We start from the raw sequence: 25,052 nt of genomic DNA, 5'->3' as shown, positions 1-25,052 counted from the left end.
GGCCTTCTTCTCATTCTCTCCGCCTGAATAAGGAGTGAGAGATTGTTGAGTCTGCAAACCGATTTTGCCTCTTTTTCAGAGGATACTTCACACTTTAAAACAATACCGATAATTGAGAGTTTTTCCGTCGATACGCTGACGCCCGTTCAATTGGTCGAGAAGCTGCAGGAAAACATCGTGTATTTGCTGGAAAGCCAGGATGAAACCTCTGCATGGTCAAGATATTCTTTCATCGGTCTGGATCCCTTTTTGACGATCAAAGAAGAATGCGGCCGGTTTCACGCCTGCGATCAAAAGCAGAAAAAGCTATATTCAGCTTCACAGTTAAAAGAAATTCTCGAATGGATGTCGGAGACATATTCGATCAAAGCGCCTGAGCTCGACATCCCGTTTACAGGGGGAGCGGTCGGCTATTTAAGCTATGATTTAATGCCGCTCATTGAACCGTCCGTCAAAGGGCACAGCAAAGAAACGGAGATGGAAAAATGCCTCCTGTTTGTCTGCCGGACGATGATCGCCTATGATCACGAGCTGAAAAAGCTGCATTTCATCCACTATGCAAGGCTTGAAGGCAGTGAAACAAGGGAGGAGAAACAGCGCATTTTTAAAAAGGGGAAAGAAGAGCTCAAACAGCTTACACACAGGCTGTCAGGCCGGAAAACGACGAAAGAGCTGTTTCTCCCGCAAGGACGGCACACGGCCCCCAGCTTTAAAGGGGTTCAATCAACATATGAGAAATCCCGGTTTTTGGCCGATGTCAATCGCTTGAAAGAGTACATTAAAGCGGGAGACATTTTTCAAGGCGTCCTTTCGCAAAGGTTCGATATTCCGGTGAAGGTCAGTTCTTTTGAGTTATACAGAGTGCTGAGAATGGTCAACCCGTCCCCGTACATGTACTACATGAAGCTTCCTGACCGCGATCTCGTCGGAAGCTCGCCTGAACGCCTGATCCATGTTCAAAACGGTCATCTTGAAATTCATCCGATTGCCGGCACGAGGAAAAGAGGCGGTGATCAGGCTGAAGATAAGCGGCTCGAAAAAGATCTTTTGGCTGATGAGAAAGAAAAAGCGGAGCACTACATGCTCGTCGATTTGGCGAGAAATGATATCGGCAGAGTAGCTGAGTACGGATCTGTCCAAGTGCCCGAGTTTACGAAAATCGTTTCCTTTTCACACGTCATGCACATCATTTCGATCGTAACCGGCTCGTTAAAAGCGGGCGTTCATCCGGTAGACGCTTTAATGAGCGCATTTCCGGCCGGAACTTTGACCGGCGCTCCGAAAATCCGCGCGATTCAGCTTTTAAATGTACTTGAGCCCGAACCGAGGGAAACATATGGGGGATGCATTGCTTATATCGGATTTGACGGAAATATCGATTCATGCATCACGATCCGGACGATGAGCGTGAAAAACGGAGTGGCGTCCATCCAGGCCGGAGCAGGCATCGTAGCCGACTCCGTGCCTGAAAAAGAGTGGGAAGAGACCTGCAATAAAGCGGGGGCTCTGTTAAAAACGATTCAAATCGCTGAAGAAATGTTTCTCGAAAAGGGGGAGGACGGCAATGAACGAACTGCTGAAATCATGCGTTAATGGAGGAACAATGAATGAAACCGAGGCACACAGCATCATGCGTGACATGATGACCGGCTCGCTGAGCGCCGCGGAAATTGGAGGCCTCCTGTCCGTTCTCGCCTACAGGGGAGAAACGGCTGAAGAGATTGCGGGATTTGTCAGAGCCATGCGGGAGCAGGCGCAAACAATAAACGGGCCGGAAGATGTTGTTGATACGTGCGGAACCGGAGGAGACGGAAGCTCCACCTTCAACATTTCCACAGCGGCGGCGATCATCGCTTCATCAGCCGGGGCAAAAATCGCCAAACACGGTAATCGTTCCGTTTCTTCAAAAAGCGGGAGCGCTGATGTTCTCGAATATCTCGGCGTTTCAATTCAGACGTCGCCTGAAGAAACGATTCAGAGCATTGAACGCCGCAATATGGGATTCCTCTATGCGCCAAGCTATCACTCTTCCATGAAGCACGTGGCCGGCGCAAGGAAGGATTTGGCTTTTAGAACCGTATTCAATCTGCTCGGCCCGCTCAGCAATCCAATGAAAGCCAAGCGCCAGGTGATCGGCGTCTACTCGATTGAAAAAGCAAAGCTCATGGCCCGCGCACTTGAAGCGTTTGAACCGGAACACGTATTGTTTGTATCGAGCCGGGACGGTCTTGATGAACTGTCGATCACATCGCCGACAGATGTGATTGAACTGAAAGGCGGCAAAACATACGAATACACCGTTGAGCCTGGCGATGTCGGTCTGCCGTTCGGCAGGATAAGCGACATTCAGGTGGCGACGCCTGAAGAAAGCGGCCGTCTCATCGTCGATATTTTGAAAAACCGCGCTCCGGATTCGGCTGTTCATATCGCAGCGTTTAATGCCGGAGCCGCTTTATACGTCGCAGAACAGGCGCCGGGTTTAAAAGAAGGCGTTGCACTCGCTTTAGAAGCTGTTGCAAGCGGTGAGGCGCTTGATCAGCTGGAACGATTAAAACAGAAAGAGGAAGAGTTGTATGCTTAATCAAATTATTGATAGAAAACGAGAAGACATTCTGAAAATCGAACTGCCGGAAGATTTGAAGCTGCCAAAGCGGTCATTTAAAAAGGCGCTTCTTTCTCCTAACCGGTTTGTCGCTTTAATTGCGGAGGTGAAAAAAGCTTCACCGTCAAAAGGTGTGATTCAGGAAAACTTTGAGCCCGTAAAAATCGCTAAAGAGTACGAACAGGCTAAAGCCGACTGTTTGTCTGTTCTGACAGATACACCTTTTTTTCAAGGGAAGAACAGTTATTTGTCAGATGTGAAACGCTCGGTTTCGCTGCCAGTACTGCGCAAGGATTTTATCATTGATTCCATTCAGGTTGAAGAAGCGGACCGCATCGGAGCGGATGCGATCCTGCTGATCGGAGAAGCGCTTGAACCGCAAAAGCTGTTTGACCTCTATCAGCAAGCTGCTGAAAAAGGTATGGATGTGCTTGTCGAAGTTCATGGCGAAGAGACGCTTGAAGGTATTTTAAATGTCTTTACACCCGAAATCATCGGCGTAAACAATCGAAATCTAAAAACCTTTGAAACATCCGTCGGGCAAACGGAGCGTATGGCAAAACTCGTTCCGTCAGGGAGCGTTCTTATCAGCGAAAGCGGCATCGGACAATCGGAAGACCTCGCTTTTGTAAAAGCGTGCGGAGCCCGGGCTGTGCTAGTCGGCGAATCGTTAATGAGAGAGCCGTCACAGCTGGAGGCTGTCCATGCGTTATTCGGAGAGAACGGATGATGGAGAAACCGGGCTTAAAATATTGCGGGATTCATTCATTGGAAGATTTAAAGGTGACAGCCCGCTCGAAAGCCGATTACCTCGGATTTATTTTCGCCGAAAGCAGACGGTCGGCAGACCCGGAGGATGTGAAACGCTGGTGTGGCAAAACGGATACAGCGGGTAAAAAGCTTGTCGGCGTCTTTGTTAATGAAAATATTTGCAGAATAGCAGAAATCGTAAAAGATGCCGGTTTGGACGTGATCCAGCTTCACGGAGATGAAACAGAGGCAGACATCAAGCGGCTGAAAAGCATGACAGACTGCGAGATTTGGAAGGCGCTCCACCATGGGGATGATACCGTTCAGCGCATGGCATCTTTCGCACCTTACATCGACGGGTATGTCATCGACTCGTCTGTTAAAGGGCTCAGAGGAGGAACGGGCGTTTCGTTTTCGTGGGACAGCGTTCCGATGTATAAAGATGCAGCGCAAAGAGAAAGAAAGCGACTGTTTATCGCCGGGGGCGTGAACCCGGACACAATCGTGGATCTTTTAAAGCGGCGCCCGCCGGGAATCGACCTGGCAAGCGGAATTGAAGAAAGAGGCAGGAAAAGCGAAAAGCTGATCGGCCTTTTAGAAGAAAGGATGTTCGAACATGTATTCATATCCGAATGAACAAGGCAGGTTTGGTGATTTTGGCGGGAAATTCGTGCCGGAAACACTCATGCAGCCTTTGGAAGAAATCGAAAAAGCGTTTCTTGAACTGAAAGACGACCCCTCGTTTCAAAAGGATTATCAAAAGCTTTTAAAAGACTACTCAGGCAGGCCGACGGCTTTGACGCTCGCTGACCGGCTCACAAAGCAGCTGGGCGGAGCGAAGATTTATTTAAAAAGAGAAGATTTAAACCATACAGGCGCCCACAAAATCAACAATGCCCTCGGCCAGGCTCTGTTGGCCAAGAAAATGGGGAAAACAAAGCTCATCGCTGAAACCGGCGCAGGGCAGCACGGCGTGGCTGCGGCGACTGTCGCTGCAAAGTTCGGCTTGTCATGCATTGTCTTTATGGGTGAAGAAGATGTTGCCAGACAATCGCTGAACGTGTTCCGGATGAAGCTCTTGGGAGCGGAGGTCGTTCCGGTGTCAAGCGGAAACGGGACATTAAAAGATGCTACAAACGAGGCGATCCGTTACTGGGTTCAGCATTGCCAGGATCATTTTTACATGATCGGTTCCGTCGTCGGGCCGCACCCGTATCCTTATATCGTCCGTGAATTTCAACGGATGATCGGCGAAGAGGCGAAAGCGCAGTTTTATCAATTGGAGCAAAGCCTCCCCGATAAAGTTGTCGCCTGTGTCGGAGGCGGAAGCAATGCGATCGGGATGTTCAGCGCATTCATTGAAGAAACTGTTGAACTGATCGGAGTCGAAGCTGCGGGAAAAGGTGTCGACACCCCCCTTCACGCGGCAACGATCACAAAGGGTACAAAAGGCGTTATCCACGGTTCTTTGACCTACTTGATTCAAGACGAGTACGGACAGATCATTGAGCCTTATTCCATCTCAGCAGGACTTGATTATCCGGGGGTCGGCCCCGAGCACGCTCATCTTCATCAAACAGGGCGCGTCACATATGAATCTGTCACTGATGATGAAGCGGTCTCGGCATTAAGGCTGCTGACAGAGACAGAGGGCATTTTGCCGGCTATTGAATCCGCCCATGCATTGGCAAAAGCATTTGACATCGCTAAAGAACTGCCGAGAGAGAAAAGTGTTCTCGTCTGCCTTTCAGGCAGGGGAGACAAAGACGTCCATACCTTGATGAAGGTGTTGGAAGAAGAGGTGAATCAAGATGTTCAATCTGAAAAAACAGCCGTCCGATAAGTTATTTGTTCCGTTTATTACAGCGGGAGACCCGCTGCCTGAAATCTCGATCGAGCTGGCGAAATCCCTTCAAGAGGCGGGGGCGTCCGCCCTTGAACTCGGGGTTCCGTATTCTGATCCGCTCGCTGACGGCCCGGTGATTCAGCGCGCATCCAAAAGGGCGCTTGACAACGACATGAACATCGTAAAAGCGATCAGGCTTGGCGGTGAAATGAAAAAAAAACGGCGTCCATATTCCGATTATTCTCTTTACGTATTATAATCCTGTGTTACAATTAGATACAGATCACTTTTTCGCTTTACTGCGACAAAATCGGCTAGACGGACTCCTTGTACCGGACCTTCCTTTTGAGGAAAGTGTATATTTGCAGCAGCAGTGTAAAAAACACGGGATTACCTATATTTCGCTGGTCGCGCCGACAAGCGAATCGCGCATTCAAAAAATAACGCAGCAAGCGGAAGGCTTTGTGTATTGCGTTTCTTCGCTCGGTGTGACAGGTGTGCGCAATGAATTCGAAGATTCTGTTTCTTCATTTATCAGGTCAGTTAAAGGAATGAGCTCCGTCCCGGTTGCCGTTGGGTTTGGGATTTCCAGCTCCAAACAAGTGGAGATGATGAATGAACTGGCGGACGGCGTTGTCGTGGGAAGCGCCCTTGTCAGAAAGATCGAAGAGCTGAAAGACGAACTCATCGCCCCTGAGACAAGGGAACAAGCCTTAAAGGCGTTTGAGGCATACGCTAAGACATTTAGCGGATCGTACATGGTAAAATGAGGTGACAGAATGTTGCAAATTAAAGAACAGTTAAAACAATTAACGCCTTACAAGCCGGGCAAACCGATTGAAGAGGTCAAAAAAGAATTCAACCTCGACCGGGTCGTCAAGCTCGCTTCAAATGAAAATCCTTACGGCTGTTCGGAAGCGGCAAAAGCAGCGCTCCAGACCGAAGTGCAGCAAATGGCTCTCTATCCTGACGGCTATAGTGCGGCATTAAGAACAAAGCTTGCCTCCCATCTCGGCGTAAACGAAACGAACATCATCCTTGGAAACGGAACGGACGAAGTCATTCAAATTATTTCCCGCTCTTTGTTGGATCCTGCATCAAACACTGTAATGGCGAATCCGACATTTTCACAATACAAGCACAATGCTGTCATCGAAGGAGCGGAAGTCAGGGAAATCGGCCTGCTTGAAAACGGCTGCCACGACCTGGATGCAATGCTGGAGGCGATCGATGAACAGACGAAGGTTGTCTGGGTTTGCAGCCCGAACAATCCGACCGGAACGTATGAATCCAGCCGCAACCTGATCCGTTTTCTTGAAAAAGTCCCGGAACATGTCCTTGCTGTCGTCGATGAAGCTTATTACGAATACGTAACGGCTCAAGACTACCCTGAGACCATTCCGCTTTTGGAACGCTTTTCGAACTTGATGATTCTCAGGACGTTTTCAAAAGCTTACGGTTTAGCGTCTTTGAGGGTTGGCTACGGGATTGCCTCTGAACAGCTGATTCAGGCGGTTGAGCCGGCGAGACAGCCGTTTAATACAAACCGGCTCGGCCAGGCTGCCGCGCTTGCCGCGCTGGGCGATCAGGCATTTATCGACGATTGCGTGAGAAAAAACAATGAAGGGCTCAAACAGTACTACGATTTCTGTGATGAGCACGGGCTAAATTACTATCCTTCACAAACGAACTTTGTGCTGATCGATTTTAAACGGAATGCAGACGAACTTTTCATGGAGCTGCTGAAAAAAGGCTATATCGTCAGATCGGGGAATGCGCTCGGCTTTCCGACATTCCTTAGAATATCGGTCGGTACGAAGGAACAGAACGAAGGCTTGTTGAAAACGTTAGCCGGCATGTTGTAAGAGGTGATGATTCAGTCACCTCTTTAGTCTATTGATGAACTTAGGTGATAAAAAATGACTCAACCAAATGAAACGATTTTATTGGCCGGTTTGGGCTTAATCGGCGGTTCGATCGCCCTTGCCATCAAAAAGGAACACCCCGGCAAACGGATCATCGGGTTTGACGTGTCAGAAGAGCAGGCAAGAGCTGCACAAAAGCTTGGCGTTATTGATGCTCCGGCTGTTTCTTTTTTAGAAGGGGTGAAAGAAGCATCAACCGTTTTTTTAGCGGCGCCGGTCGAACAGACGCTTCACATGCTTGATGAACTTGCCGCTTCAGGCATCAGAAAAAAGCTGCTCATTACAGATGTCGGCAGCACGAAACAAAAGGTCGTCAGCCATGCCGAGAAAGTGCTGCCGGATGAATACAGGTTTATCGGGGGCCATCCGATGGCCGGATCGCATAAATCGGGCGTCGCAGCCGCCAAAGACTTCCTTTTCGAGAACGCGTTTTACATTTTGACGCCTTCCGGCTCCGCCGGCAAAGAAGCGGTTGCTTCCTTAAAAGATCTGCTCAAAGGAACAAATGCAAAGTTTGTGGAAATGTCTCCGGCTGAACACGACGCCGTTACAAGCGTAATCAGCCACTTTCCGCACGTCGTAGCGGCCAGTCTCGTCCACCAGACCGTCAAATTCGAAGATCATTATCCGCTCGTCAAGCGTTTTGCCGCAGGGGGCTTCCGCGATATTACGAGAATTGCCTCAAGCAGCCCGGCGATGTGGCGCGATATTCTTTTGCACAATAAAGATAAAATATTGGAACGGTTTGACGAATGGAAATTTGAGCTGGACAGAATCCAGTCTTTTATCGAAAATGAAGATGCAGACGGGCTGTTTGAATTTTTTCGGCAGGCCAAGGAATACCGCGACGGTCTGCCTTTGCGGCAAAAAGGCGCGATTCCTTCCTTTTACGATCTTTATGTCGATGTCCCCGACCATCCCGGGGTCATCTCGGAAATTACGGCGATTCTCGCTGACGAGAAAATCAGCATTACGAACATCCGGATTATTGAAACAAGGGAAGACATAAACGGTGTTCTCAGAATCAGCTTTCAATCCGATGAAGATCGAAAACGCGCCGAAAAATGCATTCAAACCCGCGCAAAATATGAAACATTTTATGCTGATTGAGGTGGAACACATGAAAAGAGGAAAAATCAGTTCACTAAAAGGAGAGCTTCATATTCCGGGAGATAAATCCATCTCTCATCGCTCTGTTATGTTCGGAGCCATAGCAGAAGGGAAAACGGTCATCAAAAACTTTTTGCCAGGAGCCGACTGCTTGAGCACGATCGCCTGCTTTCGGAAAATGGGTGTGGAAATCGAACAGAATGGCAGTGATGTCACCGTCCTCGGCAAAGGGCTCGATCAGCTGGCTGAACCTGCGGAACTCCTTGACGTGGGGAATTCCGGAACGACGATCAGGCTGATGCTCGGCATTTTGGCAGGACGCCCGTTTCACAGCACAGTCGCCGGCGATGAGAGCATCGCCAAAAGGCCGATGAAGCGTGTCACAGAACCGCTTCGAAAAATGGGAGCGAAAATCGACGGCCGCGCCGGAGGGGAATATACACCGCTCTCTGTCCGCGGCGGACATCTGGCAGCGATCGATTTTCAGTCGCCTGTTGCAAGTGCGCAAATCAAATCTGCCGTTTTGCTTGCAGGTCTGCAGGCCGAAGGCGCCACAACGGTGACGGAGCCTCATAAATCAAGAGACCATACGGAACGGATGCTGTCAATGTTCGGTGTCAGCCTTCAGGAAGATGAAACAAGCGTAACAATTGAGGGCGGGCAGCAGCTGAAAGCGGCCGAAGTCTTCGTGCCGGGTGATATTTCATCAGCTGCGTTTTTCCTGGCAGCGGCTTCCCTAGTTCCTGACAGTGAAGTCGTGCTTCGCAATGTCGGACTCAATCCGACCAGGACGGGAATCATCGATGTCTTGAAAGAAATGGGGGCCGATCTTGAAATCGAAGAAAAAAATGCCGGAAACGCCGAGCCGTACGGCGATCTCAGAATCAAAACGTCCTCTTTGAAAGCCGCTGAGATTTCGGGCGATTTGATCCCGCGCCTCATCGATGAAATACCGATCATCGCTCTTCTCGCTACACAGGCTGAAGGAACGACGGTCATCAAAGACGCGGCTGAGCTCAAAGTAAAAGAAACGAACCGAATCGATACCGTCGCCTCAGAGCTGAAAAAAATCGGTGCGAACATCGAGCCGACAGAAGACGGGATGAAGATTCACGGCAGGACGCCTCTTACAGGCGGCGCGAAAGTCTCAAGCCACGGGGACCACCGGATCGGAATGATGCTGGGAATCGCCGCCTGCATCTGCGAGCAGCCGATCGACATTTTACAGCCTGAAGCTGTGAGCGTCTCATATCCTTCGTTTTTTGAACATATTGAAAAGCTTGCAAAAAAAGCCTGAAGCCTTGTGCTCAGGCTTTTTCAGCCCGGAAAATCATGAAAGCCGGGCGTTTGATCATAAAACGAATGTCTCCCGCATAGCTTGTCTTAACAGAATCAATCTGCTTCATACAGGTGTGCGGGCAACATATTTGCCGGAAGCCGCCGCGTGAATTATGATAGTAAGTAACTCACCGCGATATGCCGGCTGATACGGCAGGCGATGAATTGACGAAAGAAAGGGACGTTTAGATTTGAATACTTCGATTCAAGAAGCCATAAAATTAGTTGAAGCAGGCCACCCGGAAAGCGGATTGAAAAAGCTTGCTGATATCGAGTCTGACCTTCATGATGAAGACAAAGCCATAGTAGCTCAGCTGTATTACGAATGGGGCATTGTCGATAAGGCTATCGCCATAGCGAATGATCTCCATGAACTGTATCCGGATGAAACGGAACTGACATGCTTTTATGCCGAACTCCTCATCGAAACCGACCAGGAAGAAAAAGCGCTCAGCGTGCTCGAAACGATTCCGGAAACAGATGAAGCGTACCCGCAGTGCCTGCTTTTAATGGCTGACCTCTATCAGATGCAGGGTCTGTTTGAAGTCAGCGAGCAAAAGCTGTTAAAGGCCCAAGCCATTTTGCCGGATGAGCCGATTATCGATTTTGCCTTGGGAGAGCTGTATTTCACTCAGGGAGCTTACGGCAAAGCGGTCCGTCAATTCAAAAAAGCGGCCGAAGAAGAAGCCGTCATCGGCGGCGTCAATGTGTACCAAAGGCTGGCGGAATCATTAAGTTCATCCGGCGCGTTTGAAGAAGCGCTTGAATGGTATGAAAAAGCCGTCAAGGAGAACCCGGAGCCCAACACACTGTTCGGGTTTGGTTTTACGGCGCTGAAAGCGGGGTATCCTAAAACTGCGATTAAACAACTGACAGAGCTGAAGGAAATGGATCCTGCTTATTCTTCACTTTACAAGCCTCTGGCAAAAAGCTTTGAAGCAGAAGGGCTTTATGAAGAAGCATTTGAAACGGCAAAAGAAGGAATCCGCTTCGATGAATTCAACAAAGAGCTTTATCTTTCTGCTGCAAAAGCAGCCTTAAAAACGAAAAGGCATTCGGAAGCGAAAGAGCTGCTTCGTGAAGCGCTGGCGCTGGACCCCGGATTTCTGGAAGCCGTCCATACCCTGCTTGCCCTGTTTCTTGAAGAAGACGACGATGAGAGCATTATTGAACTTGTACAGGAAGTGCGCAAATACGGAGAGGATGATCCGAAGTTCAGCTGGCATCTGGCATCGGCGTTCGCCCGGACAGAGGTGTACGACAAGGCGCGTGAGGAATATGAGAACGCATTTTTGCACTATCGGGATGACGCCGATTTCCTTTACGAATATTCAATGTTTCTGCTAGAAGAAGGACGGCGAAAAGAAGCGCTGCCTCTGCTGAAAAAACTGGCAGAGCTCGACCCGGCAAACGAGGAAGTCCAGGAGACGATTTTCAGAATCGAAGATGAAAATTCCTTTGAATAAGCAGGATATGATCGGTTTGTGTGGAATTTATAAAGTAATACACAAGATGCGATAGAGGAGGGAATAACATGCAGACCCCTGTTTCTGTCAATGAAAAAAAAGATTTTATCCGCTGGTTTCTCAACCATTATCAGCTGAAACGAAGAGAGTGTGTATGGATTCTGAATTATTTAATGAGCCATGACTCGCTGATGGAAAAAGTGCATTTTGTCGAGCAGGCCGAATTTTGTCCGAGGGGCATTATCATGTCTACCCACTGCGTTGAGGAAGTGCCTTTTCGTTTTTATAAAGAAAATGTCATGACGACCGATGCAGAAAAATCATTTCATGATATCAGGCTGAATAAGCAGCAGGATCTCTTTATCCAGCTGAACTTCCGCTCAGCCTATAATTCTCCGGAATATGCGGCGGTACTCGAAGCCAACCCCCATATTCCGAAAGACCTATATGAAAATGAAAAAGATAAAATTGTCGCTGAACAGATTTTGGAGCATTCCATTTCCACTTTTCAGAGACAAAAGCTGCTGCGGGAAATCGATGAAGCGCTTGACCGCCAAGATAAAGAGAGCTTCGAAAAACTAGCTAAACAACTGAGCCAGCTGCGATAATCCGCTGCCAATCAAGCCTTGCCGAGAGCAAGGCTTGTTCAGCTCCGGAGAAAGCGCTGTCAAAACGAGGAGGCCGGGAGCCGTGAAATGGAATACGCACGATGCGGATATTTACTTGAACGCGAAAGAATACATCGATACAGCTGTCATCCCTTTAATATCGGTTAATTTGGGAGATCAGTTTAAATCGGCCGTATCAAAAGGGGAATTTACGTCTATACTTGCAGAAGAACTTGAAAGGCAGCTGAAGGGCAGAATCTATTTGTTTCCGCCCTGTACATATTTAGATGCGAATGAAAAATCGGCGCAGCATATCGCCGATTTAAAAGAAATGGCCGGAAAACATTTTCGCCACATCGTTTTTTTAACGACGGATGAACGCTGGAAGCAGGTGCTCGAAAGCGAGCAAAAGCTGCTGTGGGTTCCGGCGATTCCTCTCGAACATATGAAGGATTCGTTAAAGCAGAAGCTGCTGGAAGACCAAATTGAGCAAATATTGAACATTTTGTTACAATATTGGAACTCTTAATAAAAACACTTACATTTCCTTTGTATAATGATTTTGGGAATGTTGACCTTCCTAAAATATTGATATATTATGAGGGTGTCCTAGTTTCATGAATTTTTTTCTATTTCAGTTATATTGTAGCTGGGGACTTGAGGGGGGATATGAAGATGAGCGAAAAAAGACATCGGGTATCCAGACGTCAGTTTTTAAACTATACGCTGACCGGAGTCGGCGGCTTTATGGCGGCGGGGATGCTCATGCCTATGGTTCGCTTCGCGCTCGATCCGGTTTTAAGGCCGACTGAAGATCAGGACATGGTTCAGGTTGTCAGCGTTGATGAATTGACAAATGAACCGCAGCGCTTCGATTTTAAAATCAAACAAGTGGATGCCTGGTACGAATCGGAAGAATCGAGATCAGCGTGGGTTTTCAAAAGTGGGGACGAAATTGTAGCTTTATCACCGGTTTGTAAACATTTGGGGTGTACGGTCAACTGGAACAGCGATCCTAAAAATCCGAATAAGTTCTTTTGTCCGTGCCATTACGGACTTTATGAAAAGGATGGTACCAACGTGCCCGGAACTCCGCCGCTTGCTCCTTTGGACCGCTATGAGCAAGAGGTTAAAGACGGCTACCTTTACTTAGGGAAAGCCAAGCCGAGGAAGGATGGGTGATCATGCTAAACAAAATTTATGACTGGGTGGACGAAAGACTTGACATTACGCCGCTCTGGCGGGACATCGCCGACCATGAAGTTCCTGAACACGTGAACCCGGCTCACCATTTTTCAGCTTTCGTGTACTGCTTCGGGGGATTGACGTTTTTCGTTACGGTGATTCAGGTGCTGTCCGGCATGTTTTTGACGATGTATTACGTTCCGGATATTAAAAACGCCTGGGAATCTGTTTATTATTTGCAGAATGAAGTGGCGTTCGGACAGATTGTAAGGGGAATGCACCACTGGGGTGCAAGCTTGGTCATTGTGATGATGTTTCTTCATACGCTCAGGGTTTTCTTCCAGGGGGCCTATAAGAAGCCGAGAGAGCTGAACTGGATTGTCGGCGTTTTGATCTTCTTTGTCATGCTCGGTTTAGGTTTTACAGGCTACCTTTTGCCTTGGGATATGAAAGCTCTGTTTGCGACAAAAGTAGGTTTGCAGATTGCTGAGGCGACGCCGCTGATCGGCTCGGAAATTAAAACGCTGCTTGCCGGTCATCCGGATATTGTCGGCGCTCAGACGTTGACGCGCTTTTTTGCCATACACGTCTTTTTCCTGCCAGCCGCTCTGTTCGGACTGATGGCTGCACACTTTATCATGATTCGCAAGCAAGGAATTTCTGGGCCGCTGTAAGCGAGCGACTCAATTGAGAAGGAGGGGATGGCATGAAGAGGGGAAAAGGGATGAAGTTTGTCGGTGATTCACGGATCCCGGCGGAAAGAAAACCGAATATTCCAAAAGATTATTCCGAATTTCCAGGGAAAACGGAAGCGTTCTGGCCGAATTTCCTGTTGAAAGAATGGATGGTCGGGGCGGTTTTCCTTGTCGGTTTTCTCGTGCTGACCATCGTGCATGAGCCTCCGCTCGAGCGGATGGCAGATCCGACCGATACCGGCTACATACCTTTGCCAGACTGGTATTTTCTATTTCTTTACCAATTGCTGAAATACGAATATGCTGCCGGGCCGTATACGGTGGTCGGCGCAATTATTATCCCGACAATTGCATTCGGAGCGCTATTATTGGCACCGTTTCTTGACAGAGGCCCTGAAAGAAGGCCGTTTAAACGCCCGGTTGCCGTAGGGTTGATGCTTTTGGCAATTTCAGCGACGATTTTCTTAACATGGCAGTCCGTTGTCACCCACGACTGGGCCGCTGCTGAAGAGCAGGGTAAGATCAAGGAAGAGGCCAATATAGATACGAGTGCAGCAGGGTATAAGATTTATCAGGAGCAAGGCTGTATTTCGTGCCATGGAGACAACATGCAGGGAGGAGCGGCAGGCCCGTCTCTCGTTGACAACGGCTTGTCTCCGGAAGAGATTGCGAAAATCGCCAAGGAAGGAAAAGGCGAAATGCCTGCTGGCGTTTTTAAAGGATCTGATAAAGAGCTTAAAGAACTGTCTAAATTCATCTCCGAAACAACGGCGAAATAAAACGGTTGTCAAGTTGATGAAGGCAGGCTATACTCTTGATAGAGCTGAAGCTGACGCCAAGTCAGCCTCTCGGGCTGTCGACGATGTCGATGGCCTTTTCAATTTTGACCGCTGCTGATCGTGAACCGTACGGAAGCCGGAAAGGCCGCTGCTTCTTGGCGCACGTTTCTGCGGTCAGTCTGTGAAGCTGACTCGGCGGCGGCTTTTTTTATTTAAAGAGACTGTGAGTTGATTGCTTTGAAACTGATTTCCTACATGCTCGCTCAAAAGCCGCTGCTTCTGCTGCTTTTGATCATTAATTTCTTCGGTACGGTTTACGGGTATTACTGGTACCTTCCGCAACTGACGAATACGCCTGCGAAATTTCTGATTTTCGTTCCCGACAGCCCGACGGCGACATTGTTTTTTTTATTTGTTCTCATCGGACTTTTATTGGGAAGGAATGCTCCTCTCTTTGAGGCGCTTGCGCTTGTTACGCTCGTCAAATACGGGCTGTGGGCGGTTGTGATGAATATTCTTGTGCTTGCGGTGTCCGGAAGCCTCCATTGGACGGGCTATATGCTGATCGCGTCGCATTTCGCAATGGCTGTGCAAGGCGTGCTGTACGCCCCTCATTACCGGTTTAAAGGGTGGCATTTGGCGCTTGCGGCTGTTTGGACGCTGCATAATGATGTCATTGATTACTTGTTTGGCATGATGCCGAATTATTCAATGCTCGATCAATATATGCCGCAGATCGGCTATTTTACATTTTGGCTCAGTATCGCTTCGATTGCTTTGGCCTATTACTTGGTTTTGTCCCGGAAAGCTTTTAAGCTGTAACACGGATTCACAATCTAGGTCTAACCTTGTCCCTCTCTTCATACGCTTTAATAGAAGGAGTGGGAGGGACCGTAATGATACGAAAGGTGATCCTTTGCATGATGCTTGCGCTTGTTTTTCCTGCGGCCGGTTTAAAAGCGAAAGAATCATTGGCTTTGCAGGAATTGACGGAACTGTCAGATACGGTATTCCAGCTAACAAGGCAGTCTCAATATGAGGAAGCGGTACAAATTCTTCAATACTTTGAAAAACGGCTGAAAGCAGCGGAGAATGGGGAAACAGAGGGTATTATGACAGGCTCGGAAATCCGCCAGGTCAGTCTGGCCTACCATGATACGCTGAAAAGGCTGGAAAGCGAAGATGTCGCACAGCAGGAGAAATTTAAAGCCGCTGCCCAGTTTAGAATGCTGATGGACGCCATAGAATCTGACCATGATCCGCTGTGGAGCAGTTTGAAAAAGCCGATCATGGATTCTTTCAGCGCTTTGAAGGCCGGGATTCAGAAAGAAGACAACCTGACATTCAGGGAAAAGTGGAATCATTTTTTATCCTTGTATGATACGATTTATCCAAGCTTAACGATTGATGTTTCGCCAAAGCAGTTAAAAAGCGTCTCCAACCATATTGCAGTCGTGGAAAACGGGGGCTTTCAGCAAATGACGGAAAGCAGCAAGCTGGAAAGGCTGACGCTTTTGGAAAAAGATTTGGAAGATGTGTTTGATCAAGTAGAAGAAGATGATGCAGACCCTTCACTGTTATGGGTCATCCTGACGACAGGAAGCATTATCCTCTCGACGCTGACATATGTCGGTTTCAGAAAGTATAAAGCTGAAGAGGACAGGCGCAGAAAAAGAGAAAAAGATTGGCCGAAATAAGAAGCTCCGCTGATCGCGAGCTTCTTTTTTTTGCTGACCTTCAATCAGCGTGTGATGGGATTTTTGTTCTCATCAAGCGTAAACCCTTCTCCCAGAACGTCGTGTACGTCGCTTACGGCTACAAAAGCGTGCGGGTCGACCGAGGTAATCACGTTTTTCAGCTGGAAAACCTCATTTTTCGGAACGACGCAGTAGAGAACGTCCCGCTCTGTTTTCGTATATGACCCCTGACCTTTTAAAACCGTGACGCCTCTTTCCATTTCTTCAATGATTTTGCGCTGGATCTGGTCGTTCTTTTCAGAGATGATGGTGGCGCCTTTTGCAGCATAACCGCCTTCCTGCATAAAATCGATGACCTTTGAGGCGACAAATACGGCAACAAGCGTGTACATCGCTTCCTTATAGGAGAGGTAAAAAATAAGGGATAATGTAATGACGCAGGCGTCAAACACAAACATGGCTTTGCCCATCGGCACTTGAAAATATTTGTTGATCAGCCGCACAATAATATCGACGCCGCCCGTCGTTCCGCCGTATCTGAAAATAATGCCCAATCCGGTACCGATAAACACGCCTGCAAAAAGAGCCGCGAGCGCAAGATCGTTTTGTAGCGGCATATGAATCTGGAAGCGCTGAAAAATCCATAAAAACACCGACAGACTGACTGTGCCGAGAATGGTATATGAGAAGACCGTTCTGCCGAGGAGTTTCCAGCCGATGAAGAAGACCGGGATGTTCAGCACCAGATTGGATATGGAAGGATCGATGTTAAACAGGAAATAAAGCAGCAGGGTAATGCCGGTAAAACCGCCTTCCGACAAGTTGTTCTGCATATTAAAATGAACGAGTCCAAAGGAAAAAACAGCGGCGCCTGCTAAAATAAACAGGACGTTTTTCATTCTGATGTCTCCGAACATAAAAAAACTCCTTTCCTTCCATAAGCTGGCGTTAATATTATAGTGTATCCGTTTTAAAACAGCAAACCCGTCTTAAACATTTGTCAAACTTGTTTGAATTCGCTAACATGTAAGAGATGACAGGAGGTTTTGTCAGCATGACGAAAGAAAAAACGATGAAAGATATACAGCGTGAGGTTGACGAATATATCGGCCAGTTTAAAGAAGGCTATTTCAGTCCGCTTGCCATGATGGCCAGGCTGACGGAAGAGCTTGGCGAACTGGCGAGGGAAATCAACCATCATTACGGTGAAAAACCGAAGAAAAAAACCGAATCGGAAAAAAAGATCGATGAAGAAATCGGCGACGTATTGTTCGTTTTAGTTTGTCTTGCGAATTCGCTTCATATATCATTGGATGAAGCGCATGATATGGTCATGGAGAAGTTCAACACCCGTGACAAAGACCGCTGGACAAGAAAAGAAGAAGGAAAGTAGAGGAGAATCAAGATGCAAAAGGAGACCATTAAAATCGCAATAGCAGGACCGCGCGGAAGAATGGGAAGCGAAGCGGTCAAACTTGTTGAAGATACCGCACATTTTGAGCTTGTCGGTGCAATCGACCGTACATATAACCGTGAAAAGCTGTCAGACGTGATGATATCAAGTTCAGAAGCCGTCATTTACACCGATATTACCGAATGCTTTTCAGAAACGGCTCCGGACGTTCTGATTGATTTGACAACGCCGGAAATCGGCAAGCTACATACAAAAATCGCGCTGGAGCACGGCGTCCGTCCTGTTGTGGGAACGACAGGATTTTCTGAGAGTGACCTGAACGAGCTTATGGAACTGACCGACGAGAAGGGGATCGGAGCCATCATCGCGCCAAACTTCGCGCTCGGAGCCGTGTTGATGATGAAGTTTTCGCAAATGGCTGCCAACTATTTTACCGATGTCGAAATCATTGAACAGCACCATGATCAAAAGCTTGACGCACCAAGCGGAACGGCCTTGAAAACGGCGGAAATGATTTCGGCTGTTCGCGAAGCGAAAACGCAGGGGCATCCGGATGAAAAAGAAATTCTGCCGGGAGCAAGAGGAGCCGATCAAAACGGAATCCGTCTCCACAGCGTTCGTCTGCCGGGATTGATCGCCCATCAGGAAGTGATGTTCGGCGGAGACGGCCAAACCTTGAAAATCCGTCATGATTCATACAACCGCGCATCTTTTATGTCTGGTGTGAAACTGGCTGTTGAACAAGTGATGAAAATCGATCAGCTTGTCTACGGCCTTGAAAATATCATAGAGTAACAAGAAGGGGGAAATCGCTTTGAAAATCGCCTTAATTGCCCATGACCGAAAAAAACAGGACATGATTCAGCTGACGACCGCTTATAAAGATATTTTAAAAAAGCACGAGCTGTTTGCGACAGGGACGACCGGTTTAAAAATCACCGAAGCGACAGGGCTGCCCATCGTGCGTTTTCAATCGGGACCGCTTGGCGGAGACCAGCAGATCGGTGCTTTAATCGCGAAAAATGACATCGACCTTGTGATTTTTCTGAGAGACCCGCTGACGGCCCAGCCGCACGAACCTGATGTGTCAGCTCTTATCCGCTTGTCTGACGTTTATGCCATTCCGCTCGCCACCAATATGGGAACGGCGGAAATCTTGATCCGATCTGTCGAGGAAGGCGCGTTTGAATTCAGAAACATTGTCCACGGCGGGGATCGAGATGCTTGATATACTGGCTTTCGGCGCGCACAGCGATGATGTAGAAATCGGCATGGGAGGAACCATTGCCAAATATACTAAAAAAGGCTTTCAAATTGGCATCTGCGATTTAACCCAGGCTGAACTGTCTTCAAACGGAACAGTCGAAACGAGAAAAAGCGAAGCGGCGCAGGCGGCCGACATTCTCGGCGCCAGCGCGCGGATTTCCCTCACGCTACCGGACAGGGGGCTGTTTCCCAGCCAGGAGGCGATCAGGGAAGCGGTTGCCGTCATTCGAAAACATAAGCCGAAGCTTGTCTTTGTCCCTTATCCGAAGGACCGGCATCCCGATCACGGGCACGCAGCGGAAATCGTCGAAGAAGCGGTCTTTTCCGCTGGAATACATAAATACGAAGATGCAGAAAAACAGCCGGCCCATAAAGTCCAAAACGTGTACTACTATATGATCAACGGTTTTCACAAACCTGAATTTGTCATCGACATTTCCGAAACGATCAATCAAAAAAAGGAAAGCCTTGCTGCTTATCAGAGCCAGTTCACCCGTTCCCGGCAGTCGGTTGAAACACCGCTGACGAACGGATATATTGAAACGGTCGAAGCAAGGGAAAAGCTTTTGGGAAAAGAGGTCGGCGTCGCATACGCGGAAGGGTTTTTTTCAAAGCGGACTCTTCTGTTAAACAACGATTTATTTGGGGGCGGATGATGAAACAGTTAAAAATCGGAATCACATGTTATCCGAGTGTCGGAGGATCAGGAATTATCGCTACCGAACTCGGCAAGCTCCTTGCGGAAAAAGGACATGAAATTCATTTTATTACATCAAGTGTTCCGTACAGGCTCAATAAAGTGTATTCCAACATCTATTTTCACGAAGTCGAAGTCAATCAATATGCCGTGTTTAAGCACCCGCCATATGATTTGGCTTTGGCCAGCAAAATGGCGGAGGTGGCGAAGCGGGAACAGCTTGATGTTCTGCATGCCCACTACGCGGTGCCTCACGCGATTTCCGCTTTTTTAGCGAAGCAAATGCTGAACGGAAACATTAAAACGGTCACAACGCTGCACGGCACAGATATAACCGTTCTCGGCTATGATCCGTCTTTAAAAGATCTGATCAAGTTTGCGATCGAGTCGTCTGACCGCGTAACAGCGGTTTCTTCAGCTCTTTCCGCGCAAACGTACGATTTGATCAAACCGAACAAAAAAATCGAAACGATCTATAATTTTGTGGATGAGCGCGTGTATTTAAAAAAGCAGGAGCATCATTCGCTGAAAGAGCAGTACGGCATCGCCCCTGATGAAAAAGTGATCATCCACGTATCCAATTTCAGACAGGTGAAGCGCGTGCAGGACGTCATCCATGTCTTCAGCCGCATTGTCAAACGAATGAAGTCGAAGCTGATTCTCGTCGGCGACGGGCCGGAGATGACCGTGATCTGCCAGCTTGTCAGACAGCTCGGACTAAAAGATGATGTTCTTTTCCTGGGCAAACAGGACAGCGTAGAAGAGCTTTACGCCATCAGCGATTTAAAGCTGCTTTTGTCCGAGAAGGAAAGCTTCGGTTTAGTGCTGCTGGAGGCGATGGCCTGCGGCGTTCCGTGCATCGGCACCAATATCGGAGGGATTCCCGAGGTGATCAAAAACGGTAAATCCGGTTACTTGGTCGATGTAGGAGATATTGAAGGCGCAGCTCGTAAAGCGCTCCATTTGCTGACTGATGAAAGCCTGCAGCGCCAGTTTGCGGAAGCGGCGCTAGAAAGCATCAAGGAGCGCTTTTCTTCCAGTAAAATCATCGCGCAATATGAAGAAATTTATCAACAATTAACAGACGGGGAGTGTGACAATGGAGGATCTCTTTTTGAAGGCTCTTCCTCTCCTTCGTGAGCTGAAAAAACACGGCCGGCAGGCCTACTTTGTAGGCGGATCTGTCAGGGATGCCCAAATGAACCGGGATATCGGTGATATTGACATCGCTACAGATGCATCCCCGGAAGAAATTGAAGCCATTTTTCCGAAAACCGTTGATGTCGGAAAGGAACACGGAACCATCATCGTCCTCTTTGAAGGAGAATCCTATGAGGTGACGACCTTTCGCGCAGAGCTTGAGTACGAGGATTACAGAAGGCCGAGTGGCGTTCAATTTATCAAATCGCTGAAAGAAGACCTGAAGAGGCGGGACTTGACGATTAATGCCATGGCGATGGATGAACAGGGGAGACTGATCGACTATTTCGGCGGACTCCGCGACATACGGGAAAAATTGATTCAAACGGTCGGCGACCCGGCGGAGCGTTTTCACGAAGATGCGCTACGCATGCTGCGGGCGCTCCGTTTTATGAGTCAGCTCGAGTTTGAGCTTTCTCCAAATACAAAAAAAGCGATTTGCGAAAACCGTCTGCTCTTGGCTCATATTTCTACAGAGCGGAAAACGGTTGAATTCGAAAAGCTTTTAAAAGGAAAAGCGGCGGACAGGGCTTTGGAAGCGGCGGCTGAAACAGGGCTTTACAAAGAGCTTCCGGGGCTGGACGGCAAAAAGGAGCGCGTTCTGGCTGCCCGTGCTTTTCCTTTTTACCAACTTCAAAAAAGAGCGGATATATGGGCGGCTTTCATTCACATGATATCACTCGATTCCGCTGAGGCTCACCGGTTTTTAAAAGGGTGGAAGCTTCCGGGGAAAGTCATAAAACAGGCGCTCCTGACGGCTGAACGAATCGATCAAAAATGGGATGCCGTCTCGATGTATGAGGCGGGGGAAGAGACGCTGCTGTCCGCTTCCGCCATCCGCAGCTTAAGGGACAAGCAGGCAATCGATGAAAAGCGGCTGGCTGAAATCAGACAGTCGTACCGCGCGCTTCCGATTAAAAGCCTGAAAGACCTGGCGGTGTCTGGAAGCGATTTGTTGAATTTCAGAAAGAAGCCGGCCGGGAAATGGGTGTCCGATGATTTGAAACGGATTGAGCGGGCCGTGTTAAACGGGGAGCTTGCCAATCAAAAAAAAGCCATAGAGGAGTGGCTGGATTCATGCAGTCAAATTTAAGAAAGAAACTCATTCAATTGTTTACAGAGGCCGACGGCGAATTCATTTCAGGCCAGAAAATCAGCGAAGAGCTCGGATGCTCAAGGACCGCCGTTTGGAAGCATATCGAAGATCTGAGAAAATCGGGATATGAACTTGAAGCGGTCCGAAAGCTCGGCTATAAAATGATAAAAAAACCTGACAAAATCACCGAAGATGAAATCAGGCTCGGGTTAAAAACGAAAAAAATGGGACAGACCATCCATTTTCAGGATGTCGTCTCATCAACTCAAAAAATCGCCCATGAGCTAGCAAACAACGGTGCGCCGGAAGGAACGATCATCGTTGCCGACAAGCAGACTGAAGGAAGGGGAAGAATGGCGAGAGCATGGCATTCCCCAGAAGGAAACGGCATTTGGATGAGCATCATTTTAAGACCTGAAATGCCCGTGCAAAAAACGCCGCAGCTGACGCTTTTAGCCGCAGTCGCGATCGTTCAGGCAGTCGAAGAGCAAACCGGCATCGCAGCTGAAATCAAATGGCCGAACGATATTTTGATCAACCGCAAAAAAGTCGTCGGGATCTTAACCGAACTGCAGGCGGAAGCCGATCAGGTCCATTCTGTCATCGTCGGAATGGGGATCAACGTCAATCAGCTTGCTGGCGACTTTCCGGAAGAATTAAAAGAAACAGCGACAAGCCTTCGTCTCGCAAGCGGTGAAAAAATCGACAGAGCCGCTTTGATTCAAACGATAATGGCGACATTTGAAAAAAGGTATGAAGACTATCTCGCCTACGGTTTCGAGCCGATCAAGCTTTTATGGGAGAGCTACGCTTTGAGCCTGAACCGTGAATTGACGGCCAGGACGCTGAACGGAACGTTTCACGGCAAAGCGCTGGGAATAGACGAAGAAGGCGTCTTGATCCTGGAAACGAGTGACGGCATCAAAAAAATATACTCCGCCGATATCGATATAAATCCATCATAGTTGGAAGGATCCATGCGTTTTTGGTATACTTCGGATGGGCAGTATCCTGTAGGAACTGCACCTGGAAAACATGCAACTGATAAAAAACAGTCTGCCTTGATCCAAAAAGGACTGGGACAGAGGGATGATTCTTGCCGAACACGGACGATTCGAAATCCTTCTTCTTGCCGGAAGGTTTTTTTGCTGTCCGAAAAGATGCTCATGCAAGCACGGCAGCTCATCTCCTCTGAAAAAGAGGAGGAGAAAACATGAAGACAAAGATTGATTTTCTAAAAATGAAACAAGAGGGAGAGCCGATCGTCATGCTGACGGCCTACGATTACCCGGCGGCAAAGCTTGCCGAACAGGCCGGCGTCGATATGATTCTTGTCGGCGATTCGCTCGGCATGGTTGTGCTCGGCCTTGATTCGACCGTATCTGTGACGGTCGCTGATATGATCCACCATACAAAAGCTGTCAAACGCGGGGCAAAAGATACGTTTGTGGTGACGGATATGCCGTTTATGTCTTATCACTGCTCTTTGGAAAGCGCTCTGAATAATGCCGCGGCGATCGTTCAGGAAAGCGGAGCCGATGCTTTGAAGCTTGAAGGCGGCGACGGTGTATTTGAGACGATCACGGCTTTAACACGCGGCGGAATACCTGTTGTCAGCCACTTAGGCTTGACTCCTCAATCCGTCGGTGTCTTGGGAGGCTATAAAGTTCAGGGGAAAGATGAAGAAAGCGCCCGCAAGCTGATTGAAGACAGCAGGCGCTGTGAAGAAGCAGGCGCAATTGCGCTCGTTCTCGAATGCGTCCCGGCAGCGCTCGCTGAACAGATTTCAAAGGAGCTCACGATTCCTGTCATCGGCATTGGAGCAGGCCCTGGTACAGACGGACAAGTTCTCGTTTACCACGATGTTGTCGGACACGGAGTGAGCCGGACGCCTAAATTTGTAAAACAGTATGTGCAAATCGATCAGCCGCTTGAACAAGCGCTTCGGGGATATGTTGAGGATGTCAGAAGCCGCGTGTTTCCTGAAGATGCTCATTCATTCCGTATCGATCAGCAAGTTCTTGAAGGATTATACGGAGGGAAATAAGCATGATTCAGATCCATACAGCAAAAGATATACAAAATGCAACGAAAAATTATCGCAAAGAAGGCAAAACGATCGGTTTTGTGCCGACAATGGGCTTCCTTCATGAAGGCCATATGTCGCTTGTGGAAAAAGCGCGAAAAGACAATGATATTGTCGTGATGAGCATTTTTGTCAATCCTATGCAGTTCGGTCCGGGTGAAGACTATGAAGCGTACCCGAGAGATATCGAAAGGGACCGGCAGCTTGCGGCTGACGGAGGAGTGGACATCTTGTTCACTCCTGAGCCTGAAGAAATGTACGGTCAGGAGTCGACGGTTACCGCAAGCGTGAAAAAGCGGACGGACGTCCTTTGCGGCCGTTCAAGGGAAGGTCATTTCGACGGTGTCGCAACAGTGCTCACAAAGCTGTTCAATCTCACCTTTCCGACAAGGGTTTATTTTGGCATGAAAGATGCGCAGCAGGTTGCCGTTGTCGACGGGCTGATCAACGACTTTTTCATGGATATTGAGCTGATCCCGGTTGAAACAAAACGGGAAGAAGACGGGCTTGCCAAAAGCTCAAGAAATGTCAACCTGCGAGCAGAAGAACGGCAGGAAGCACCCGCTCTCTTTCAAGCCCTTCAGCGCGGCGCCGAGCTGATCCGCGATGGAGAGAGGGATGCGGAAGCTGTTAAGCGAGAGGTTCGGAGCATTCTTGAAAAAACGAGCGGTGTCATCGATTATGCGGATATTTATTCATATCCCGATCTGGAGATCAGGGAGCCATTGACTGGAAAAGTCATCATAGCGGTTGCCGTTCAGTTTTCCAAAGCCCGCTTAATTGATAATATCATCGTCGATATCCCGGCAGATCAAAAGGAGGATTTATGATGTACCGTACGTTAATGAGCGCAAAACTTCACAGAGCGAGAGTGACGGAAGCCAATTTGAACTACGTCGGCAGCGTGACAATTGATGAAGATTTGCTGGATGCCGTCGGAATGATGGCAAATGAAAAAGTACAAATTGTGAATAATAATAACGGGGCCCGGCTGGAAACGTACATCATTCCCGGTGAAAGGGGGAGCGGCGTCGTTTGTTTAAACGGAGCTGCCGCCCGCCTTGTTCAAGTGGGAGATGTCGTCATCATCGTTTCTTATGCCATGATGTCTGAAGAGGAAGCAAAGACCCATAAGCCGAAGGTTGCCGTTTTGAACGAGAGAAACGAAATCGAGGAAATGCTGGGTCAGGAGCCCGCCCGTACCATTCTGTAGCCCCCTTGCCTTTAGGGGGCTTTCATATCGTTTAGAAAGAGTAGAAGGCGAAGCTTTTTCCCCGCATCTTTCTAAAACG

Annotated in this window: 28 protein-coding genes and 1 pseudogene; 28 read left to right on the top strand and 1 reads right to left on the bottom strand. The window is 48.4% G+C overall.

Annotated elements, in window-relative coordinates; genetic code table 11:
* Positions 1 to 45: 45 nt before the first annotated feature.
* The 18 genes and pseudogenes from trpE (at position 46) to ypjB (ending at position 16,001) form a co-directional block, all read left to right on the top strand.
* Positions 46 to 1,593 (top strand): anthranilate synthase component I, encoded by a 1,548-nt coding sequence (trpE, locus tag M1D59_RS12415; RefSeq protein WP_458117445.1) that lies wholly within the window; start codon positions 46 to 48, stop codon positions 1,591 to 1,593.
* A complete protein-coding gene (trpD, locus tag M1D59_RS12410; RefSeq protein WP_023857447.1) occupies positions 1,565 to 2,581 on the top strand; it encodes an anthranilate phosphoribosyltransferase in 1,017 nt (338 codons plus the stop codon). The genes trpE and trpD overlap by 29 nt, the downstream gene beginning before the upstream one ends.
* On the top strand, positions 2,574 to 3,332 hold the full coding sequence (gene trpC / locus M1D59_RS12405; RefSeq protein WP_026579382.1) for an indole-3-glycerol phosphate synthase TrpC: 759 nt from the start codon (positions 2,574 to 2,576) through the stop codon (positions 3,330 to 3,332). The genes trpD and trpC overlap by 8 nt, the downstream gene beginning before the upstream one ends.
* Positions 3,332 to 3,988, top strand: coding sequence for a phosphoribosylanthranilate isomerase (locus M1D59_RS12400; RefSeq protein ID WP_023857445.1), 657 nt, complete (start codon positions 3,332 to 3,334; stop codon positions 3,986 to 3,988). The genes trpC and M1D59_RS12400 overlap by 1 nt, the downstream gene beginning before the upstream one ends.
* Positions 3,969 to 5,195, top strand: coding sequence for a tryptophan synthase subunit beta (trpB, locus tag M1D59_RS12395; RefSeq protein WP_020451950.1), 1,227 nt, complete (start codon positions 3,969 to 3,971; stop codon positions 5,193 to 5,195). Before M1D59_RS12400 ends, trpB begins: the two co-directional genes overlap by 20 nt.
* Positions 5,164 to 5,968 (top strand): annotated as a pseudogene (gene trpA, locus M1D59_RS12390) (tryptophan synthase subunit alpha). Before trpB ends, trpA begins: the two are co-directional and overlap by 32 nt.
* A 9-nt stretch (positions 5,969 to 5,977) precedes the next feature.
* Positions 5,978 to 7,063 carry a histidinol-phosphate transaminase gene (gene hisC / locus M1D59_RS12385; protein WP_020451948.1) on the top strand — a complete coding sequence of 362 codons (1,086 nt, stop codon included), beginning with the start codon at positions 5,978 to 5,980 and terminating at the stop codon, positions 7,061 to 7,063.
* Positions 7,064 to 7,117: 54 nt separating this feature from the next.
* The gene (locus M1D59_RS12380) at positions 7,118 to 8,233 is read left to right on the top strand and encodes a prephenate dehydrogenase (RefSeq protein ID WP_025811226.1); all 1,116 of its coding nucleotides are present in this window, start codon (positions 7,118 to 7,120) and stop codon (positions 8,231 to 8,233) included.
* Positions 8,234 to 8,243: 10 nt separating this feature from the next.
* Entirely contained in the window at positions 8,244 to 9,530 is a 1,287-nt protein-coding gene (gene aroA / locus M1D59_RS12375; RefSeq protein ID WP_023857440.1) for a 3-phosphoshikimate 1-carboxyvinyltransferase, read from the top strand.
* A 232-nt stretch (positions 9,531 to 9,762) separates the two neighbouring features.
* Positions 9,763 to 11,037: a tetratricopeptide repeat protein gene (locus M1D59_RS12370; RefSeq protein ID WP_458117444.1), complete on the top strand. Its 1,275-nt coding sequence runs from the start codon at positions 9,763 to 9,765 to the stop codon at positions 11,035 to 11,037.
* Between the two features lie 68 nt (positions 11,038 to 11,105).
* Positions 11,106 to 11,645, top strand: a complete 540-nt coding sequence (locus tag M1D59_RS12365; RefSeq protein WP_020451944.1) for a ReoY family proteolytic degradation factor — start codon at positions 11,106 to 11,108, stop codon at positions 11,643 to 11,645.
* Positions 11,646 to 11,727: 82 nt separating this feature from the next.
* Entirely contained in the window at positions 11,728 to 12,174 is a 447-nt protein-coding gene (locus M1D59_RS12360) for a YpiF family protein (RefSeq protein WP_025811228.1), read from the top strand.
* A 146-nt stretch (positions 12,175 to 12,320) separates the two neighbouring features.
* Complete coding sequence (locus M1D59_RS12355) at positions 12,321 to 12,827, top strand: QcrA and Rieske domain-containing protein (protein WP_003182954.1); 507 nt, start codon at positions 12,321 to 12,323, stop codon at positions 12,825 to 12,827.
* A 2-nt stretch (positions 12,828 to 12,829) separates the two neighbouring features.
* Entirely contained in the window at positions 12,830 to 13,504 is a 675-nt protein-coding gene (gene qcrB, locus M1D59_RS12350) for a menaquinol-cytochrome c reductase cytochrome b subunit (protein WP_003182952.1), read from the top strand.
* Between the two features lie 32 nt (positions 13,505 to 13,536).
* Positions 13,537 to 14,304 (top strand): menaquinol-cytochrome c reductase cytochrome b/c subunit, encoded by a 768-nt coding sequence (locus tag M1D59_RS12345; protein WP_020451942.1) that lies wholly within the window; start codon positions 13,537 to 13,539, stop codon positions 14,302 to 14,304.
* A gap of 35 nt (positions 14,305 to 14,339) precedes the next feature.
* Positions 14,340 to 14,489, top strand: coding sequence for a hypothetical protein (locus M1D59_RS12340; protein WP_164468298.1), 150 nt, complete (start codon positions 14,340 to 14,342; stop codon positions 14,487 to 14,489).
* Between the two features lie 52 nt (positions 14,490 to 14,541).
* Positions 14,542 to 15,126, top strand: coding sequence for a lipoprotein heptaprenylglyceryl N-acetyltransferase LhaT (gene lhaT, locus M1D59_RS12335; protein WP_026579388.1), 585 nt, complete (start codon positions 14,542 to 14,544; stop codon positions 15,124 to 15,126).
* A 74-nt stretch (positions 15,127 to 15,200) separates the two neighbouring features.
* Positions 15,201 to 16,001, top strand: coding sequence for a sporulation protein YpjB (gene ypjB, locus M1D59_RS12330; RefSeq protein ID WP_035338516.1), 801 nt, complete (start codon positions 15,201 to 15,203; stop codon positions 15,999 to 16,001).
* A gap of 44 nt (positions 16,002 to 16,045) precedes the next feature.
* Here ypjB and M1D59_RS12325 read toward each other — a convergent pair whose 3' ends face one another.
* Positions 16,046 to 16,918 (bottom strand): YitT family protein, encoded by an 873-nt coding sequence (locus M1D59_RS12325; protein WP_023857433.1) that lies wholly within the window; start codon positions 16,916 to 16,918, stop codon positions 16,046 to 16,048.
* Positions 16,919 to 17,055: 137 nt separating this feature from the next.
* Between M1D59_RS12325 and M1D59_RS12320 the strand changes: the two genes are divergently transcribed.
* The 10 genes from M1D59_RS12320 (at position 17,056) to panD (ending at position 24,973) form a co-directional block, all read left to right on the top strand.
* A complete protein-coding gene (locus M1D59_RS12320) occupies positions 17,056 to 17,394 on the top strand; it encodes a nucleotide pyrophosphohydrolase (RefSeq protein ID WP_023857432.1) in 339 nt (112 codons plus the stop codon).
* Positions 17,395 to 17,406: 12 nt separating this feature from the next.
* Entirely contained in the window at positions 17,407 to 18,210 is an 804-nt protein-coding gene (gene dapB, locus M1D59_RS12315; protein ID WP_050820863.1) for a 4-hydroxy-tetrahydrodipicolinate reductase, read from the top strand.
* Positions 18,211 to 18,229: 19 nt separating this feature from the next.
* A complete protein-coding gene (gene mgsA / locus M1D59_RS12310; protein ID WP_026579389.1) occupies positions 18,230 to 18,643 on the top strand; it encodes a methylglyoxal synthase in 414 nt (137 codons plus the stop codon).
* Positions 18,636 to 19,337, top strand: a complete 702-nt coding sequence (gene bshB1, locus M1D59_RS12305) for a bacillithiol biosynthesis deacetylase BshB1 (protein WP_020451935.1) — start codon at positions 18,636 to 18,638, stop codon at positions 19,335 to 19,337. Before mgsA ends, bshB1 begins: the two co-directional genes overlap by 8 nt.
* Positions 19,337 to 20,518, top strand: a complete 1,182-nt coding sequence (gene bshA / locus M1D59_RS12300) for an N-acetyl-alpha-D-glucosaminyl L-malate synthase BshA (RefSeq protein ID WP_458110759.1) — start codon at positions 19,337 to 19,339, stop codon at positions 20,516 to 20,518. The genes bshB1 and bshA overlap by 1 nt, the downstream gene beginning before the upstream one ends.
* Positions 20,478 to 21,671, top strand: coding sequence for a CCA tRNA nucleotidyltransferase (locus M1D59_RS12295; protein ID WP_050820864.1), 1,194 nt, complete (start codon positions 20,478 to 20,480; stop codon positions 21,669 to 21,671). The genes bshA and M1D59_RS12295 overlap by 41 nt, the downstream gene beginning before the upstream one ends.
* On the top strand, positions 21,656 to 22,639 hold the full coding sequence (locus M1D59_RS12290; protein ID WP_026579392.1) for a bifunctional biotin--[acetyl-CoA-carboxylase] synthetase/biotin operon repressor: 984 nt from the start codon (positions 21,656 to 21,658) through the stop codon (positions 22,637 to 22,639). Before M1D59_RS12295 ends, M1D59_RS12290 begins: the two co-directional genes overlap by 16 nt.
* Positions 22,640 to 22,887: 248 nt before the next feature.
* Positions 22,888 to 23,721 (top strand): 3-methyl-2-oxobutanoate hydroxymethyltransferase, encoded by an 834-nt coding sequence (gene panB, locus M1D59_RS12285; RefSeq protein ID WP_020451930.1) that lies wholly within the window; start codon positions 22,888 to 22,890, stop codon positions 23,719 to 23,721.
* Between the two features lie 2 nt (positions 23,722 to 23,723).
* Positions 23,724 to 24,590: a pantoate--beta-alanine ligase gene (panC, locus tag M1D59_RS12280; RefSeq protein WP_458117443.1), complete on the top strand. Its 867-nt coding sequence runs from the start codon at positions 23,724 to 23,726 to the stop codon at positions 24,588 to 24,590.
* Entirely contained in the window at positions 24,590 to 24,973 is a 384-nt protein-coding gene (gene panD, locus M1D59_RS12275; RefSeq protein ID WP_003182918.1) for an aspartate 1-decarboxylase, read from the top strand. The genes panC and panD overlap by 1 nt, the downstream gene beginning before the upstream one ends.
* The last annotated feature ends 79 nt before the right edge of the window (positions 24,974 to 25,052 follow it).

Source organism: Bacillus sp. PK6-026 (assembly GCF_054161455.1).
The sequence above is the reverse complement of the archived record's forward strand: the minus strand, read 5'-3'. Positions and strand labels throughout refer to the sequence as shown.

What these genes read in the sequence shown, in the direction of transcription:
- trpD (WP_023857447.1), top strand. Translation starts at nt 1,565, where the DNA reads ATGAACGAACTGCTGAAATCATGCGTTAATGGAGGAACAATGAATGAA.
- trpC (WP_026579382.1), top strand. Translation starts at nt 2,574, where the DNA reads ATGCTTAATCAAATTATTGATAGAAAACGAGAAGACATTCTGAAAATC.
- M1D59_RS12400 (WP_023857445.1), top strand. Translation starts at nt 3,332, where the DNA reads ATGGAGAAACCGGGCTTAAAATATTGCGGGATTCATTCATTGGAAGAT.
- trpB (WP_020451950.1), top strand. Translation starts at nt 3,969, where the DNA reads ATGTATTCATATCCGAATGAACAAGGCAGGTTTGGTGATTTTGGCGGG.
- hisC (WP_020451948.1), top strand. Translation starts at nt 5,978, where the DNA reads ATGTTGCAAATTAAAGAACAGTTAAAACAATTAACGCCTTACAAGCCG.
- M1D59_RS12380 (WP_025811226.1), top strand. Translation starts at nt 7,118, where the DNA reads ATGACTCAACCAAATGAAACGATTTTATTGGCCGGTTTGGGCTTAATC.
- aroA (WP_023857440.1), top strand. Translation starts at nt 8,244, where the DNA reads ATGAAAAGAGGAAAAATCAGTTCACTAAAAGGAGAGCTTCATATTCCG.
- M1D59_RS12365 (WP_020451944.1), top strand. Translation starts at nt 11,106, where the DNA reads ATGCAGACCCCTGTTTCTGTCAATGAAAAAAAAGATTTTATCCGCTGG.
- M1D59_RS12355 (WP_003182954.1), top strand. Translation starts at nt 12,321, where the DNA reads ATGAGCGAAAAAAGACATCGGGTATCCAGACGTCAGTTTTTAAACTAT.
- qcrB (WP_003182952.1), top strand. Translation starts at nt 12,830, where the DNA reads ATGCTAAACAAAATTTATGACTGGGTGGACGAAAGACTTGACATTACG.
- M1D59_RS12345 (WP_020451942.1), top strand. Translation starts at nt 13,537, where the DNA reads ATGAAGAGGGGAAAAGGGATGAAGTTTGTCGGTGATTCACGGATCCCG.
- ypjB (WP_035338516.1), top strand. Translation starts at nt 15,201, where the DNA reads ATGATACGAAAGGTGATCCTTTGCATGATGCTTGCGCTTGTTTTTCCT.
- M1D59_RS12325 (WP_023857433.1), bottom strand. Translation starts at nt 16,918, where the DNA reads ATGTTCGGAGACATCAGAATGAAAAACGTCCTGTTTATTTTAGCAGGC.
- M1D59_RS12320 (WP_023857432.1), top strand. Translation starts at nt 17,056, where the DNA reads ATGACGAAAGAAAAAACGATGAAAGATATACAGCGTGAGGTTGACGAA.
- dapB (WP_050820863.1), top strand. Translation starts at nt 17,407, where the DNA reads ATGCAAAAGGAGACCATTAAAATCGCAATAGCAGGACCGCGCGGAAGA.
- bshB1 (WP_020451935.1), top strand. Translation starts at nt 18,636, where the DNA reads ATGCTTGATATACTGGCTTTCGGCGCGCACAGCGATGATGTAGAAATC.
- bshA (WP_458110759.1), top strand. Translation starts at nt 19,337, where the DNA reads ATGAAACAGTTAAAAATCGGAATCACATGTTATCCGAGTGTCGGAGGA.
- M1D59_RS12295 (WP_050820864.1), top strand. Translation starts at nt 20,478, where the DNA reads ATGGAGGATCTCTTTTTGAAGGCTCTTCCTCTCCTTCGTGAGCTGAAA.
- M1D59_RS12290 (WP_026579392.1), top strand. Translation starts at nt 21,656, where the DNA reads ATGCAGTCAAATTTAAGAAAGAAACTCATTCAATTGTTTACAGAGGCC.
- panB (WP_020451930.1), top strand. Translation starts at nt 22,888, where the DNA reads ATGAAGACAAAGATTGATTTTCTAAAAATGAAACAAGAGGGAGAGCCG.
- panC (WP_458117443.1), top strand. Translation starts at nt 23,724, where the DNA reads ATGATTCAGATCCATACAGCAAAAGATATACAAAATGCAACGAAAAAT.
- panD (WP_003182918.1), top strand. Translation starts at nt 24,590, where the DNA reads ATGTACCGTACGTTAATGAGCGCAAAACTTCACAGAGCGAGAGTGACG.